Below are 15603 nucleotides of genomic sequence, written 5' to 3'. Positions count from 1 at the left end.
CCGGTCGGTGCTCTCAGCGGTCGAAGTCCAACTCCACCTTCTCCGTGGACGGATGGGACTGACAGGCCAGGACGTACCCGGCCTCGGTCTCCTCCGGCTCCAGCGCGAAGTTCCGGTCCATCCGTACGGAGCCCGAGACGAGGAACGCACGGCAGGTACCGCACACGCCGCCCTTGCAGGCGTAGGGCGCGTCCGGCCGGTTGCGCAGCACCGTCTCCAGGAGGGACTCGCCGTCCCCGACCGGCCAGGTGCCCGAGCGGCCGTCGAGCTGCGCGGTGACCGTGCTGTGCGTGGGAGCCGCCGCAGCCGCGGTGCGGTCCGGAGCCGGTCCGTCATCCACGTGGAAGATCTCCTCGTGGATGCGCTCGCGCCGGACGCCCAGACCGCGCAGGGCCCGCTCGGCGCCCTGCACCAGCCCGTACGGCCCGCACAGGAACCACCCCGCGACCGCGTCCACCGGCAGCAGTGCGGGCAGCAGCGCCGCGAGCCGCTCCTGGTCGAGCCGGCCCGAGGCGAGACCCGCCTGCTGTTCCTCCCGGGAGAGGACGGTGACCAGCTGGAACCGGTCGGCGTAGCGGTCCTTCAGGTCGGCGACCTCCTCCAGGAACATCGTCGAGGCCGTGGTGCGGTCGCTGCGGATCAGGCAGAACCGGGCCTCGGGCGTGCGCTCCAGCAAGGACGTGACGATGGACAGGACCGGGGTGATGCCGCTGCCGCCGACCACCGCGGCGTAGTGCCCGGGCGCCGGGTCGAGGGTGAAGCGCCCGGCCGGGGTCATCACCTCCAGCTCGTCGCCGACGGCGATCTCCTTGTGCGCGTACGTCGAGAAGGCGCCGCCGTCGACGAGGCGCACCCCGACCCGCAGCGTGCGCGGAGCCTCGTCGGCCGGGGCCGCGGAGCAGATCGAGTACGTGCGGCGGATCTCCGTGCCGTCCGCGGTGCGGCGCAGGGCGAGGTGCTGGCCCGGCGCGTGACGGTACGCCTCGCGCAGCGGCGCGGGCACCGCGAAGGTGAGGGCCACGGAGTCGTCGGTGAGCCGGTCGACGGCCGTGACGCGCAGCCGGTGGAAGCGGGCTCTCGCCGTCGCGGGGGCGATCCCGCGTGCCGTCCCCGTGGCCTCTTCCCGAGCCATCACAACTCCTTGAAGTGGTCGAAGGGTTCACGGCAGGACAGGCAGCGGCGCAGTGCCTTGCAGGCGGTGGAGGAGAAGCGGCTGAGCAGTTCGGTGTCGGGCGAACCGCAGTGCGGGCAGGTCAGCGCGTCCGTGGCCGCCCGGGACGGGCCGGCGGTGTGCCGGGTCGGGCCGAGGGCGACGGTGACCGGACCGGCGGGCGCGCGCGTGCTCCTGGGGGGCGCTATGCCGAACTCCCGCAGCTTGCGGCGGCCTTCGGGGGTGATGTCGTCCGTCGACCAGGCGGGCGCGAGCACGGTGCGGACGGTGACCTCGGGGATGCCCTGCTCGTGCAGGACGCGCTCGATGTCGCTCGCCATGGCCTCGATCGCGGGGCATCCGGTGTACGTGGGACTCAGCTCGACCTCGACCCGGCCGGGGCCCCGCGTGTGCACGGCGCGCAGTACGCCCAGCTCCTCCAGGCTCAGCACGGGCAGCTCGGGGTCGGGCACGGAGCCGGCCAGCCTGCGCAGCTCGGCCTCGAGGGGCGTCTCCCGGTCGTGGGCGAGGGTCACCATGACGCCCCCGGGTGGCTGCGGTGCAGGTGCTGCATCTCGGCGAGCATCCGGCCGAACGGCTCGGTGTGCAGGCCCTGGCGCCCGGCCCCGGCGCGCCAGGCTCCGGTCTGCGGGCCGTCGGGGACGGTCAGCGTGGCCTGTCGCAGGGTGGTGGTCACCGTCGCCGTCCAGCCGGCCTGCAGTTCCTCCTGGTCGAGGTCCAGGCCGGGGACGGGCTGGAACATCTCGCCGGTGAAGCGCCACAGCGCGTCGACCGCGCGCTGCATGCGGGTGTGGCTCTCCTCGGTGCCGTCACCGAGGCGCAGCGTCCACTGCAGGGCGTGGTCCTGGTGGTAGGCGACCTCTTTGACGGCCTTGGCGGCGAGGGGTGCGAACTCGGTCTCGCCGTCGGCCAGTTGTGCGTAGAGGAGGTGCTGGTAGGCGGAGAAGTAGAGCTGGCGGACGATGGTGTGGGCGAAGTCGCCGTTCGGCTGCTCGACCAGCTGGAGATTGCGGAAGGCGCGCTCCTCGCGCAGATACGCCAGCTCGTCCTCGTCGCCGACCGTGCCCAGCAGGACGCGGGCCTGGCCGAGGAGGTCGAGGGCGATGTTCGCCAGGGCGACCTCTTCCTCCAGGACCGGGGCGTGCCCCGCCCACTCCCCCAGGCGGTGCGAGAGCACCAGGGCGTCGTCGCCGAGGGCGAGGGCCGCGGCCGCGGTGTCGGGGGAGGTGCGGGGCGCCTCGTCCGGCCGGTTCAGGGACTGCGTCACAGGTGCTTCACTCCTTCCGGGATCTCGTAGAACGTCGGGTGCCGGTACGGCTTGTCGGCGGCCGGCTCGAAGAACGGGTCCTTCTCGTCCGGGGACGAGGCGGTGATCGCCGCGGACGGGACGACCCACAGGGAGACGCCTTCACCGCGGCGGGTGTACAGATCCCGTGCGTTGCGCAGGGCCAGCTCCGCGTCCGGGGCGTGCAGGCTGCCGGCGTGCGTGTGGGACAGGCCGCGGCGGGAGCGCACGAAGACCTCCCACAGGGGCCAGTCCGGGACGCCGCCGGGCGTCTTCGGGGTCGGGGTCTCGCTCATGCCGCCCTGCCTTCCGGGGTCGCTGCCGTGGCGTGCTTGGCCGCGTGGGCCGCGGCGGCCTCGCGCACCCAGGCGCCCTCGTCGTGGGCGCGCCTGCGCTGGGTGATGCGCTGTTCGTTGCACGGGCCGTTGCCCTTGAGGACCTCGCGGAACTCCGCCCAGTCGATCGGGCCGAAGTCGTGCTGTCCCCGCTCCTCGTTCCACGTCAGCTCCGGGTCGGGGAGCGTCAGGCCGAGGGAGGCGGCCTGGGGGACGCAGATGTCGACGAAGCGCTGGCGCAGTTCGTCGTTCGAGTGGCGCTTGATCTTCCATTCCATGGACTGCGCCGAGTGCGCCGACTCGTCGTCCGGCGGGCCGAACATCATCAGGGACGGCCACCACCAGCGGTCCACCGCGTCCTGCGCCATCGCGTGCTGGGCCTCGGTGCCCCGGCTGAGCGCGAGCAGCAGCTCGTACCCCTGGCGCTGGTGGAAGGACTCCTCCTTGCAGACACGGACCATCGCGCGGGCGTAGGGGCCGTACGAGCAGCGGCACAGCGGCACCTGGTTCGTGATCGCCGCGCCGTCCACCAGCCAGCCGATCGCTCCCACGTCGGCCCAGGTCAGCGTCGGGTAGTTGAAGATCGAGGAGTACTTCTGGCGGCCGCTGTGCAGCTTGTCGAGCAGCTCGTCGCGGCCCGCGCCGAGGGTCTCCGCCGCGCTGTACAGGTACAGCCCGTGCCCCGCCTCGTCCTGCACCTTCGCCATCAGGATCGCCTTGCGGCGCAGGGAGGGCGCGCGCGTGATCCAGTTGGCCTCCGGCTGCATGCCGATGATCTCGGAGTGGGCGTGCTGGGCGATCTGGCGCACCAGCGTCGCCCGATAGGCGTCGGGCATCCAGTCGCGGGGCTCGATGCGCTCGTCCGCCGCCACGGCGGCGTCGAACGCGGCCTGGAAGGCGGCGGTGCGGTCCGCGTCCGTCCCGGCTGCCTGGTGGTGCGGGGCTGCTGTCGCCATTCCCGGTCCCCCTCGACCTTGGGTGCCCGATCCCGGCCGGGCCTTTCACATCTCCCGACCGATCGTTCGGTTCGTCGGATTCAATGGTGGGACGTGGCGCCGTAGGGTGTCAACCCTGAGCCGCCGAGCCTGTGGATAACCTCGGGCAGCTGTGCTGAGCGGCCGCTCCCCAGTACGGTTCCGGTGCGTCGCATCCGCCGGGCGGCACGCCGCGGAATCGGTTCGCCGCCGGGCGGCCGGACGGGACGGGCCAGGGGAACGACAGGAACGGGGAACGGGGAGCACCGATGGAGACGGAAGCAGGCGCCGCGGACGAGGGCGCCCGGCGCGCGCCGCAGGAGGCGACTCCCGCACCGCCGGACCCGTCGGACGCCCCGCCGTCCGACTCGGCCGAGCCGCCGTCCGCCCCGGCCGGACCCGGACCCCAGGGCATCGCGGCGCTCTCCCCCCGCTACCAGGTGGCCGCCGGGCTGGCCCTCGCGGGCGTCGCCGTCGTCGCCTGCGTGCACGTCCTCATGGTGTTCCTGCACGTCGCGCCGCCGAACACGGTGTCCAAGCAGCACAGCACCGTCATCAACGCCTGGGTCTACCCGGAGTTCGAGCAGAACTGGAAACTGTTCGCCCCGAACCCGCTCCAGCAGAACATCGCGGTCCAGGCCCGGGCCGAGATCCGCACGTCCGGCGGCGAGCTGCGCACCAGCCGCTGGTACGACCTGTCCGCGCAGGACGGCGCCGCCATCGACGGGAACCCGGTGCCCAGCCACACCCAGCAGAACGAACTGCGCCGCGCCTGGGACATCTACGTGTCCACGCACGACGCCCGGAACCGGCCGAACGGTCTGCGCGGGACGCTGTCCGAGCGGTACCTGCGCCGCGTCCTCGTCCTGCGCCTCGACCGGCTCGACGTGGCCGGCAAGGGGGACGTCGTCGAGCGCGTCCAGGTCCGCTCGCAGTCGACCGCGATCGCGTCCCCGAAATGGAGTGCCGAGAAGGTGAGCCAGAAGCCGGTCTACCGGCAGGTGCCCTGGTGGACGGTGACGTCACGGGACGTGTCGCTCGGCAGTGACGCGCACGTACGGGTGCAGTCCGCGACGGGCGGTGCCCGATGAGCCGGATCGAGGAACAGCCGGACCGCTTCGAGAAGAAGGTCGGCGCCGGCCTCCAGCGGATCACCGCGTCCGCGCTCGGCCGCTACCAGAGCGCCGTCATCCGCATCGGGTTCTCCCTGACGTGGCTGCTGTTTCTGCTGCGCGAGTTCCCGCACCGGCAGGAGCTCTACGGGCCGGACGGGCCCTGGAGCTGGGGCATGGCGCAGGAGCTCATCGCGGACAACCACGCCTTCAGCGCGCTGATGTGGTCCGACGGCCAGGCATGGTTCGAGCTCGTCTACGCGGTGGCCGTGCTGGCGTCCGTCCTGCTGATGCTGGGCTGGCACACCCGCGCCACGTCGGTGCTCTTCATGATCGGCGTGCTGTCGCTGCAGAACCGCAGCATTTTTGTGGGCGACGGCGGCGACAACGTCCTCCACCTGATGTCGATCTACCTGATCTTCACCCGCTGCGGACAGGTGTGGTCGCTGGACGCGCGACGCCGGGCACGCGCGCGTGCCCGGCAGAACTCCTCGCAGGGGCCGGCGCCCGAGGACCGGGGCGGGATCGTCCTGTGGTGGGTCGTGGGCCTCGCGCTCTCGGCGGTCACGTTCACCGGCGACGCGAGCGGCGGATGGCTGCTCCTCTTCTGGGGGCTGTGGGCCGCCCAGGGAGTGTGGTGGTACGTCGACCGCCGTGCCGAGCCGGGTGATTCGCGGCTGCTGTGCGACATCGTCGGCAACGTCGTGCACAACGCCGCCCTGCTGGTGATCATGATCGAGGCGTGCCTGATCTACGCGACCGCGGGCTGGTACAAGATCCAGGGCAGCCGCTGGCAGGACGGCACCGCGGTCTACTACCCGCTGCACCTGGACTACTTCTCGCCGTGGCCCTTCCTGGGCGATCTGCTGACCGCGTTCGGGCCGATGGTGATGCTCGTGACGTACGTGACGGTCGCCGTACAGGTCGCCTTCCCGTTCACGGTCTTCAACCGGCGCATGAAGAACGTCCTGTTGATGTTCATGATCCTCGAGCACGCGGTCATCGCCGTCGTGCTGGGACTGCCGTTCTTCTCGCTCGCGATGATCGCCGCCGACGCGGTGTTCCTGCCGACGTCGTTCCTGCGGCGCCTCGGTGGCTGGGCGGCACGCGCGCGTGGCCGCGTCCTCGCGGGTTCGCGCGAGGCGGAGGTGCCCGGTCCGCGCTCGGCGCAGGACGTCGAACCGGTCGCGGCGCAGACGCCCACGGCGCGCACGTAGGCTTCCTGCCATGAGCGGGACGAGCACGGACAGCGGCGCCGACAGCAGGCCGGACGAGGGCCCTGAGGGCGCCGTGCGCGCCTGGCGGCGCCAGGCCGACGCGGCGGTGCTGCTCGACGGGTTCCACGCCCTCAAGCACGCCGTGCGCTTCGGCGCCGACATCCCCGTCGCGCTCGCCGTGGACCGGGCGGCCGCGCTCGAACTGGCCGCCGACCTCGCCCCCGACGTCGTACGGGACCTGGACGCGCTCCTCGTGGAGGTCGACCAGGACGTGCTGCGGGCGCTCGTGCCGCGGCTGCACCCCACCGGCGTCGCCGCCCTCGCGGGACGTCCCGACCGCGCCGGCAACCGCGCCGCCCTCGCGCGCACCGGGCGCACCGCACCCGTCGTCGTCCTCGACAACCCGCGCAATCTCGGCAACGCGGGCGCCGTCATCCGCCTCGCCGCCGGATACGGCGCCACCGGCGTCGTCACGACGGGCGACCTCGACCCCTGGCACCCCACCGTCGTACGGGGCGGGGCCGGGCTGCACTTCGCGACCGCCGTGGAGCGGCTCGGCGTCGACGAGCTGCCCCAGGGGCCGCTGTACGCGCTCGATCCCGAGGGCGCCGACATCCGCGGCCTGAAGCTGCCCGACGACGCGCTGCTCGCCTTCGGGTCCGAGCGCAGCGGCCTGTCGCCCGAACTGCGTGCGCGCGCCGACCAGTTGGTGTCGCTGCCGATGCGGCCCCAGGTCTCCAGCTACAACCTGGCCACCAGCGTCGGCATGACGCTCTTCCACTGGAGCGCGCACAGCACGAACGCGCCGTAGTGCCGGGCCTCAGACGGCTTCCCGGCGCACCTCCACCACCCGGAAGCGGTTCGCCACGAAGGCGCCGTCGCACAGCGCCGCGTTGGCGGCGGGGTTGCCGCCCGAGCCGTGGAAGTCGGAGAACGCCGCCGTCTGGTTCACGTACACCCCGCCCGTGAGGTTGAGCGAGAGCTGGGCGCACTCCTCCAGGCAGACCTCCTCGACGGCCCCGGCGACCTCGTCGGAGGTGGTGTACGCGCCCACCGTCATCGCGCCCTTCTCGCGCACCGTGCGGCGCAGCAGGTCCACCGCGTCCTGCGCGGAGTCGACGGCGACGGCGAAGGAGACCGGGCCGAAGCACTCGCTCATGTAGGCGGCCTCGGCGTCCGGCTTGGTGCCGTCCAGCTTCACGATCACCGGGGTGCGCACCACGGCGTCCGGGAACTCCGGGTTGCTGATCTCCCTTGAGGCCAGGGCGACTTCACCGAGGCCGGCGGCCGCTTCCAGGCGGGCCTTCACGTCCGGGTTCACCAGGGCGCCCAGCAGCCCGTTCGCCCGGGCGTCGTCGCCGAGCAGGCCGCCGACCGACCGGGCGAGGTCCGCGACGACCTCGTCGTACGACTTGGGTCCTTCGTCGGTGGTGATGCCCTCGCGCGGCACCAGAAGGTTCTGCGGGGTCGTGCACATCTGGCCGCTGTACAGGGACAGCGAGAACGCCAGGTTGGCCAGCATGCCCTTGTAGTTGTCGGTTCCGTCGATCACGACGGTGTTCACGCCGGCCTTCTCCGTGTAGACCTGCGCCTGCCGGGCGTGGGCCTCCAGCCAGTCGCCGAAGGCGGTCGACCCCGTGTAGTCGATGATCCTGATCTCGGGGCGCACGGCCAGGGTCTTGGCGATGCCCTCGCCGTCCCGCTCGGCCGCGAGCGCCACCAGGTCGGGGGCGAAGCCCGCCTCGGCGAGGACCTCGCGGGCCACCTGCACCGTGAGCGCGAGCGGCAGCACCGCGCGCGGGTGGGGCTTCACCAGGACCGGGTTGCCCGTGGCCAGGGAGGCGAACAGGCCCGGATATCCGTTCCACGTCGGGAACGTGTTGCACCCGATCAGCAGCGCGATGCCGCGGGCGACCGGGGTGAACTCCTTGTCCAGGACCAGGGGATCGCGCTTGCCCTGGGGCTTGGACCACTGCGCGGCGTCCGGTGTGCGCACCTGCTCCGCGTACGCGTACGCCACCGCTTCGAGGCCGCGGTCCTGCGCGTGCGGGCCGCCCGCCTGGAACGCCATCATGAAGGCCTGGCCGCTGGTGTGCATGACCGCGTGCGCGAACTCGTGCGTGCGCGCGCTGATCCGGGCCAGGATCTCCAGGCACACCGCCGCGCGCACCTCGGCGCCCGCGTCGCGCCACGCGCGCATGCCCGCGCGCATCGCCGGCAGCAGCGCCTCGATGTCGGCGTGCGGATAGGTGATCCCCAACTCGATCCCGTACGGCGACACTTCACCGCCCACGAAATCGTCCGTGCCCGCCTGGCCGAGGTCGAGCCGGGTGCCGAGCAGCGCGTCGAAGGCGGCCTTGCCCTCGGCGAGGCTCAGGCTCCCGTTCTCCCCGTAGGCCTTGGGGTGCTCGGGGTGCGGGGACCAGTACGCGCGCGTGCGGATCGCTTCCAGCGCCTGGTCGAGGGTCGGCCGGTGCTTGGCGATCAGGTCGTGCGCGGTGGGTTCGGCGGCGGCCATGGCGGACCAACTCCTCCTGGGCTGCGGCTCCTCGTCGAGCCGGCGAGCCGGTCGGGACTGGACGGGACGGGTCGGGACGGGACAGGTCGGGACTGGGCAGGGACGAACAGTCAGAGTTAGAGTAACCGAACGATCGGTCGGGACAAGAGGGTGCGTGGAACCTGTGGAAAACCGACCCAATGGGCCCCGGGGCCCTGCCGCGCGGCCAAATGCGGAAGGATCGCGCGCATGACAGCACATGACCGCCTCGTGGGCGTGGTCGGCACCGGCACCATGGGCCAGGGCATCGCCCAGGTCGCGCTGGTCGCGGGGCACCCCGTCCGGCTCTACGACGCCGTGCCCGGGCGCGCGAAGACGGCCGCGGAGTCGATCGCCGCGCGGCTCGACCGGCTCGTCGAGAAGGGTCGGATGAGCCCGGACGAGCGCGCGGCCGCCGGTGCCCGTCTCGCGCCCGCGCAGGCGCTCGACGAGCTGGCGGACGCGGCCCTGGTCGTCGAGGCCGTTCTGGAGCAACTGGACGTCAAGCAGCAGCTGTTGCGCGAGCTGGAGGACATCGTCGCCGACGACTGTCTGCTCGCCACGAACACCTCGTCCCTGTCCGTGACGGCGATCGGCGGGGCGCTGCGGCTCCCCGGCCGCTTCGTGGGCCTGCACTTCTTCAACCCCGCGCCGCTGCTGCCCCTGGTGGAGGTCGTCTCCGGCTCCGCCACCGACGTCACCGCGGCCACGCGCGCGTACGAGACCGCCCGTGCCTGGGGCAAGACCCCGGTGGCCTGCGCCGACACCCCCGGCTTCCTGGTCAACCGCATCGCGCGGCCCTTCTACGCGGAGGCGTTCGCCGTCTACGAGGACCAGGGCGCCGACCCGGCCACCATCGACGCCGTGCTGCGCGAGAGCGGCGGCTTCAGGATGGGCGCCTTCGAACTGACCGACCTCATCGGCCAGGACGTCAACGAGGCCGTGACGCGCTCCGTGTGGGAGGGCTTCTTCCAGGACGTGAAGTTCCGGCCCTCGCTGGCCCAGCGCCGCCTGGTCGAGGCGGGGCACATCGGCCGCAAGGCGGGCCAGGGCTGGTACGCGTACGGGGAGGGCGAGGAGCGCCCCGAACCGCACACGGCCGCACCCGCCGACCGGCCCGCCCATGTGGTCGCGGAAGGCGATCTCGGCCCCGCGCGCGAGCTGCTCGCCCTCATCAGGGAGGCGGGCATCGAGGTGCGCGAGGAGGACGAGGACAACGGCACCCGCCTGGTGCTGCCCAGCGGCGGCCAGCTCGCCCTCGCGGACGGGCAGACGTCCGCCGAGTACCGGGACGTCGTCTACTTCGACCTCGCGCTCGACTACCGCAGCGCCACCCGCATCGCGCTCGCCACCGCCCAGGACGCGAACCAGCGCACCCTGAACGAGGCCGTCGGCCTCTTCCAGGCGCTCGGCAAGGACGTCAGCGTCATCGGCGACGTGCCGGGCATGATCGTCGCCCGTACGGTGGCCCGCATCATCGACCTGGCCCACGACGCCGTCGCCAAGGGCGTCGCCACCGAGGGGGACATCGACACCGCGATGCGCCTCGGGGTCAACTACCCCCTGGGGCCCATCGAATGGAGCCGCAGGCTCGGCAAGAACTGGGCGTACGCCCTCCTCGACGACCTGCATCTGCGCGACCCCTCGGGCCGCTACGCGCCGTCCCTGGCGCTCTACCGCCATTCGTACGCCCCCGAGAAGCGGGAGGGCTCCGCATGACCACCGCACGCCGTGACACCGCCGCACGACGCGACACCTACACCCCCGACACGCTGCTCGCGGTCGCGGTCACCGTCTTCAACGAGCGCGGCTACGACGGCACCTCCATGGAGCACCTCTCCAAGGCGGCCGGCATCTCCAAGTCGTCGATCTACCACCATGTGACGGGCAAGGAGGAACTGCTGCGCCGTGCCGTCAGCCGTGCGCTCGACGGCCTCTTCGGGATCCTGGAGGAGGAACCCGCGCGCGTGGGACGTGCGGTGGAGCGCCTGGAGTACGTCACCCGGCGCATGGTCGAGGTGCTGACCGGCGAACTTCCCTATGTGACGCTCCTGTTGCGGGTGCGGGGGAACACCGATACCGAGCGCTGGGCCATGGAGCGGCGCAGGGAGTTCGACCACCAGGTCGCCGAGCTCCTGAAAGCGGCCGCCGCCGACGGGGACGTACGCGGCGACATACCGGTGCGTCTCGCCACCCGGCTCGTCTTCGGGATGATCAACTCCGTCGTGGAGTGGTACCGGCCCGACGGGGGCGGCCTGCGCGACCGCGAAGTGGCCGACGCGGTCGTCGAGCTGGTCTTCGGAGGGCTGCGCAAGGAGGGCTGAGCGCCCCCGCGGGCCCTGCCCCGATGCCTGGACGTGTGGACGCCCGGACGCCCGGACGTCTACGGATTGTCCGGTCCCAGGTCCTCCTCCTCGAAGACCAGCAGTGTTCTGGTGCTGAGCACTTCGGGGATGGCCTGGAGCTTGGTGAGGACCAGCTCGCGCAGCGCTCTGTTGTCCTGGGTGTGCACCAGGATCAGGACGTCGAAATCGCCGCTGACCAGCGCGATGTGCGAGGCCTCCGGCATGCGCCGCAGCTGGTCGCGGACCGTGCGCCAGGAGTTCTGGACGATCTTCAGCGTGATGTACGCGGACGCGCCCTGCCCGGCCCGCTCGTGGTTGACGCGGGCCCCGAAACCGCGGATCACGCCGTCCTCGATGAGGCGGTTGATGCGGGCGTAGGCGTTCGCCCGTGACACATGGACGCGCTCGGCCACGGAGCGTATCGACGCCCGGCCGTCCTTCTGCAGCATCTGCAGGATGTCGCGGTCGATGGCGTCCAGCGGGCGGGCGGCGGGGTCGGGGCCGCCGGAATCGCGTCCGCCGGAGCCGTCGGCCATTTGTTCAGATGCCATGTCCCCCCGCCTCCCTACCATGGACGTACTGCATTCATCTCAGGCTGTGGAGAACCGATTGTCCACAGCCTGGAGGTGCCTGTAGCCAAAATGTGCCGACGACCGAACAATCGGTAGGTGAGGCGCATCACACCCGACGCGCCCTCGAAGCCGCTCCCACGAGGAGGTGTCGTCATGACGGTCACCGAGCAGCGGGACGCCCGCCGGGCCGGCGCACCCACGCCGCCGCCCGCCTGGCAGCCCCGGACGGACCCCGCGCCGCTGCTGCCCGACGCGCAGCCGTACCGGGTCCTGGGCACCGACGCCGCCGCGCGGGCCGACGCCGGGCTGCTGCGCCGCCTGTACGCCGAGGTGGTGCGCGGCCGCCGGTACAACGCGCAGGCGACCGCCCTGACCAAGCAGGGCCGTCTCGCCGTCTACCCCTCCACGACCGGCCAGGAGGCCGCCGAGGTGGCCGCGGCGCTCGTGCTCCAGGAGCGCGACTGGCTCTTCCCCAGCTACCGCGACACCCTCGCCGCCGTCGCCCGCGGCCTCGACCCCGTCCAGGCCCTGACCCTGCTGCGCGGCGACTGGCACACCGGGTACGACCCGCGCGAGCACCGCATCGCGCCCCTGTGCACGCCGCTCGCGACCCAGCTGCCGCACGCCGTGGGCCTCGCGCACGCCGCCCGCATCAAGGGCGACGACGTGGTGGCGCTCGCCATGGTCGGCGACGGCGGCACCAGCGAGGGCGACTTCCACGAGGCGCTGAACTTCGCGGCCGTGTGGCAGGCGCCGGTCGTCTTCCTCGTCCAGAACAACGGCTTCGCCATCTCCGTGCCGCTGGCCAAGCAGACCGCGGCGCCGTCCCTGGCCCACAAGGCCGTCGGGTACGGGATGCCGGGCCGCCTGGTCGACGGGAACGACGCGGTGGCGGTGCACGAGGTCCTCTCCGACGCCGTGACCCGCGCGCGTGGGGGTGGTGGTCCGACGCTGGTCGAGGCCATCACGTACCGGATGGACGCGCACACGAACGCCGACGACGCGACCCGCTACCGCAGTGACGCCGAGGTCGAGGCGTGGCGCGCGCACGACCCGGTCCTGCTCCTGGAGCGGGAGCTCACCGGGCGGGGCCTGATCGACGAGGCCGGTGTCCGGGCGGTGCGCGAGGACGCCGAGAAGATGGCGGCCGCGCTGCGCGAGCGCATGAACCAGGACCCGGCGCTCGACCCGATGGACCTGTTCACCGACGTGTACGCCGAGCGGACCCCGCAACTGCACGAACAAGCCGAGCAGTTGCGCGCCGAGCTCGATGCCGAGGCGGAGGCCGAAGGCTTCCCGGAAGGGGGCCGGGCATGACCACCGTCGCCGACCGGCGGGCCGCGAAGCCCGCCACCATGGCGCAGGCCCTCGGGCGAGCGCTGCGGGACTCCATGGCCGAGGACCCGACCGTGCACGTCATGGGCGAGGACGTGGGCACGCTCGGCGGTGTCTTCCGCATCACCGACGGGCTCGCCAAGGAGTTCGGCGAGGACCGCTGCACGGACACGCCGCTCGCGGAGGCCGGCATTCTCGGCACCGCCGTCGGCATGGCGATGTACGGGCTGCGGCCGGTCGTGGAGATGCAGTTCGACGCGTTCGCCTACCCCGCCTTCGAGCAGCTGATCTCGCACGTCGCACGGATGCGCAACCGCACGCGCGGTGCCGTGCCCATGCCCATCACCGTGCGCGTGCCCTACGGCGGCGGCATCGGCGGCGTCGAGCACCACAGCGACTCCTCCGAGGCGTACTACATGGCGACGCCGGGCCTGACCGTCGTCACGCCCGCCACCGTCGCGGACGCGTACGGGCTGCTGCGGCAGTCGATCGCCTCCGACGACCCGGTGGTGTTCCTGGAGCCCAAGCGGCTGTACTGGGCGAAGGATTCCTGGAACCCCGAGCAGCCGGCGCACGTTGAGCCCATAGGTACGGCAGTGGTGCGCCGCCCCGGGACCAGTGCCACGCTCATCACGTACGGACCGTCCGTGCCCGTCTGCCTGGAGGCGGCCGAGGCGGCCCGCGCGGAGGGCTGGGACCTCGAAGTGGTCGATCTGCGCTCGCTGGTGCCGTTCGACGACGCGACGGTCGCCGCGTCCGTGCGCCGCACCGGGCGCGCGGTCGTCGTGCACGAGTCGGGCGGCTTCAGCGGCCCGGGCGGGGAGATCGCCGCGCGCGTGACCGAGCGGTGCTTCCATCATCTGGAGGCGCCGGTGCTGCGGGTGGCCGGGTTCGACATTCCGTACCCGCCGCCGATGCTGGAGAGGCACCATCTCCCGGGTGTGGACCGGGTGCTGGACGCGGTCGCACGGCTCCAGTGGGACCAGTGAGGGGAGCGGGGCTGATGGCGCAGGTTCTGGAGTTCAAGCTGCCCGACCTCGGGGAGGGGCTCACCGAGGCGGAGATCGTGCGGTGGCTGGTGTCGGTCGGTGACGTGGTCGCCGTCGACCAGCCGGTCGTCGAGGTGGAGACCGCCAAGGCGATGGTCGAGGTGCCGTGTCCCTACGGTGGTGTGGTCACGGCCCGCTTCGGAGACGAGGGGTCGGAACTGCCGGTCGGCGCGCCCCTGTTGACCGTGGCGGTCGGGGCCACGGAGCCCCCGGCGGACGGCGCCGCGCCCAAGGAGTCCGGCACTGGGTCCGACACGGGGTCAGGCACGAGGTCCGACACGGGGGCAGGCACGGAGTCCGGCACGAAGCCCGTCACCGAGTCCGAGGGCTCGGGGAACGTGCTGGTGGGATACGGGACCGCGGCCCCGCCGGCTCGGCGCAGGCGCGTACGGACCGGCTCCGCCGGGGATTTTGGTGGCGCCGGGCAGGTGTCGCCCGCGCGTCCCGCACCTGTGGGTTCGGCGTCGACCGGCGCGCCGTCCCCGGCCTCGTCGCGCACGCAGCCGTCACCCCCAGCCTCGTCGCGCACGCAGCCGTCACCCGCGGACCGGTCCTCCCTGCGCCCCTCACCGTCCCGCCCGTCCCCCGCGCGTCCGGCGCCCGCGGCACCCGAGCCGGTGCGCCCCGACGGGCCCGTCGCCGTCATCTCCCCGCTCGTGCGCAAGCTGGCCCGTGAATCCGGTCTCGACCTGCGGGAGTTGACCGGGTCGGGCCCCGACGGGCTCATCCTGCGCTCGGACGTGGAGCGTGCCATGGAGGCCCGTGCCGAAGCGTCCGCCGCGACGGCCCTGCCCCCGGCCCCCGTCGCAGCCGCCCCGGCCGCGGCCCCCGCCTCCGCGCCGCAGGGGCACCGGACCCCTCTGCGCGGTATCCGCGGCGCCGTCGCCGACAAGCTCTCCCGCAGCCGTCGCGAGATTCCCGACGCGACCTGCTGGGTGGACGCCGACGCCACGGAACTCATGCACGCGCGCGTGGCGATGAATTCCGCCACCGGTCCGTCCGCCGGGCCGAAGATCTCCGTCCTGGCGCTGCTCGCCCGCATCTGCACGGCGGCCCTCGCCCGCTACCCGGAGCTCAACGCCACGGTGGACATGGAGCGCCGCGAGATCGTGCGGTTCGACGAGGTGCACCTGGGCTTCGCCGCGCAGACCGAGCGCGGCCTCGTCGTGCCGGTCGTCCGCGACGCCCACGCGCGCGGGGCCGAGTCGCTCAGCGCCGAGTTCGCGCGGCTCACCGAGGCGGCACGGACCGGCACGCTGACGCCCGGGGAACTCACGGGCGGCACCTTCACGTTGAACAACTACGGGGTGTTCGGGGTCGACGGATCCACGCCGATCATCAATCACCCCGAGGCGGCCATGCTCGGCGTCGGCCGGATCACTCCCAAGCCCTGGGTGCACGACGGGGAGCTGGCGGTCCGTCAGGTGGTCCAGCTGTCGCTCACCTTCGACCACCGGGTGTGCGACGGCGGCACGGCGGGCGGCTTCCTGCGTTACGTCGCGGACTGCGTGGAGCGGCCGGCGGTGCTGTTGCGCACGCTCTGACCGGCCACAGGGCGGGCCTTGACCGGCCACGGGGCGGGCCCGATCGTGCCACAGGGCGCGCCCTGACAGGCCGTCGCGTCGTCGTGCACGCTCTGCTCACAGGATCCGCCACCCCCGGCCCCGCGCCG

15 protein-coding genes are annotated in these 15603 nt (G+C 72.7%); 8 read left to right on the top strand and 7 right to left on the bottom strand.

Annotated elements, in window-relative coordinates; genetic code table 11:
* Positions 1-13: 13 nt before the first annotated feature.
* Genes paaE through paaA form a run of 5 tightly spaced genes read right to left on the bottom strand, consistent with a single transcriptional unit; the run spans position 14 to position 3747 of the window.
* Positions 14-1132, bottom strand: a complete 1119-nt coding sequence (gene paaE, locus ACQUQD_RS20235; protein WP_428953534.1) for a 1,2-phenylacetyl-CoA epoxidase subunit PaaE — start codon at positions 1130-1132, stop codon at positions 14-16.
* Positions 1132-1689: a 1,2-phenylacetyl-CoA epoxidase subunit PaaD gene (paaD, locus tag ACQUQD_RS20230; protein ID WP_428953533.1), complete on the bottom strand. Its 558-nt coding sequence runs from the start codon at positions 1687-1689 to the stop codon at positions 1132-1134. Before paaD ends, paaE begins: the two co-directional genes overlap by 1 nt.
* A complete protein-coding gene (gene paaC, locus ACQUQD_RS20225) occupies positions 1683-2438 on the bottom strand; it encodes a 1,2-phenylacetyl-CoA epoxidase subunit PaaC (protein WP_428953532.1) in 756 nt (251 codons plus the stop codon). The genes paaD and paaC overlap by 7 nt, the downstream gene beginning before the upstream one ends.
* A complete protein-coding gene (gene paaB, locus ACQUQD_RS20220; RefSeq protein ID WP_428953531.1) occupies positions 2435-2752 on the bottom strand; it encodes a 1,2-phenylacetyl-CoA epoxidase subunit PaaB in 318 nt (105 codons plus the stop codon). The genes paaC and paaB overlap by 4 nt, the downstream gene beginning before the upstream one ends.
* Positions 2749-3747: a 1,2-phenylacetyl-CoA epoxidase subunit PaaA gene (gene paaA / locus ACQUQD_RS20215; protein WP_428953530.1), complete on the bottom strand. Its 999-nt coding sequence runs from the start codon at positions 3745-3747 to the stop codon at positions 2749-2751. Before paaA ends, paaB begins: the two co-directional genes overlap by 4 nt.
* Before the next feature lie 287 nt (positions 3748-4034).
* On the opposite strand from paaA, the gene ACQUQD_RS20210 reads away from it, so the two are divergent.
* Genes ACQUQD_RS20210 through ACQUQD_RS20200 form a run of 3 tightly spaced genes read left to right on the top strand, consistent with a single transcriptional unit; the run spans position 4035 to position 6905 of the window.
* Positions 4035-4856 (top strand): DUF5819 family protein, encoded by an 822-nt coding sequence (locus tag ACQUQD_RS20210; RefSeq protein WP_428953529.1) that lies wholly within the window; start codon positions 4035-4037, stop codon positions 4854-4856.
* On the top strand, positions 4853-6094 hold the full coding sequence (locus ACQUQD_RS20205; protein WP_428953528.1) for an HTTM domain-containing protein: 1242 nt from the start codon (positions 4853-4855) through the stop codon (positions 6092-6094). The genes ACQUQD_RS20210 and ACQUQD_RS20205 overlap by 4 nt, the downstream gene beginning before the upstream one ends.
* 10 nt (positions 6095-6104) lie before the next feature.
* On the top strand, positions 6105-6905 hold the full coding sequence (locus ACQUQD_RS20200) for a TrmH family RNA methyltransferase (RefSeq protein ID WP_428953527.1): 801 nt from the start codon (positions 6105-6107) through the stop codon (positions 6903-6905).
* 9 nt (positions 6906-6914) lie between these two features.
* Here ACQUQD_RS20200 and paaN read toward each other — a convergent pair whose 3' ends face one another.
* On the bottom strand, positions 6915-8612 hold the full coding sequence (gene paaN, locus ACQUQD_RS20195; RefSeq protein WP_428953526.1) for a phenylacetic acid degradation protein PaaN: 1698 nt from the start codon (positions 8610-8612) through the stop codon (positions 6915-6917).
* 228 nt (positions 8613-8840) lie between these two features.
* On the opposite strand from paaN, the gene ACQUQD_RS20190 reads away from it, so the two are divergent.
* Positions 8841-10349, top strand: coding sequence for a 3-hydroxyacyl-CoA dehydrogenase (locus ACQUQD_RS20190; protein ID WP_428953525.1), 1509 nt, complete (start codon positions 8841-8843; stop codon positions 10347-10349).
* Positions 10346-10954 (top strand): TetR/AcrR family transcriptional regulator, encoded by a 609-nt coding sequence (locus ACQUQD_RS20185; RefSeq protein WP_428953524.1) that lies wholly within the window; start codon positions 10346-10348, stop codon positions 10952-10954. Before ACQUQD_RS20190 ends, ACQUQD_RS20185 begins: the two co-directional genes overlap by 4 nt.
* 59 nt (positions 10955-11013) lie before the next feature.
* Here the strand turns inward: ACQUQD_RS20185 and ACQUQD_RS20180 are convergent, their stop codons facing one another.
* Positions 11014-11526, bottom strand: coding sequence for an Lrp/AsnC family transcriptional regulator (locus tag ACQUQD_RS20180; protein ID WP_428953523.1), 513 nt, complete (start codon positions 11524-11526; stop codon positions 11014-11016).
* Between the two features lie 174 nt (positions 11527-11700).
* Between ACQUQD_RS20180 and pdhA the strand changes: the two genes are divergently transcribed.
* From pdhA to ACQUQD_RS20165, 3 genes are read left to right on the top strand one after another with little or no spacing between them, the layout of a single operon-like run.
* Complete coding sequence (gene pdhA, locus ACQUQD_RS20175; protein ID WP_428953522.1) at positions 11701-12864, top strand: pyruvate dehydrogenase (acetyl-transferring) E1 component subunit alpha; 1164 nt, start codon at positions 11701-11703, stop codon at positions 12862-12864.
* The gene (locus tag ACQUQD_RS20170; RefSeq protein ID WP_428953521.1) at positions 12861-13871 is read left to right on the top strand and encodes an alpha-ketoacid dehydrogenase subunit beta; all 1011 of its coding nucleotides are present in this window, start codon (positions 12861-12863) and stop codon (positions 13869-13871) included. Before pdhA ends, ACQUQD_RS20170 begins: the two co-directional genes overlap by 4 nt.
* Before the next feature lie 14 nt (positions 13872-13885).
* Positions 13886-15475: a dihydrolipoamide acetyltransferase family protein gene (locus tag ACQUQD_RS20165; RefSeq protein WP_428953520.1), complete on the top strand. Its 1590-nt coding sequence runs from the start codon at positions 13886-13888 to the stop codon at positions 15473-15475.
* The last annotated feature ends 128 nt before the right edge of the window (positions 15476-15603 follow it).

Source organism: Streptomyces sp. cg35, assembly GCF_050410835.1.
Lineage (GTDB): Bacteria > Actinomycetota > Actinomycetes > Streptomycetales > Streptomycetaceae > Streptomyces.
Note: the sequence above shows the minus strand (reverse complement) of the source record. Positions and strands in the feature narration are given on the sequence as shown.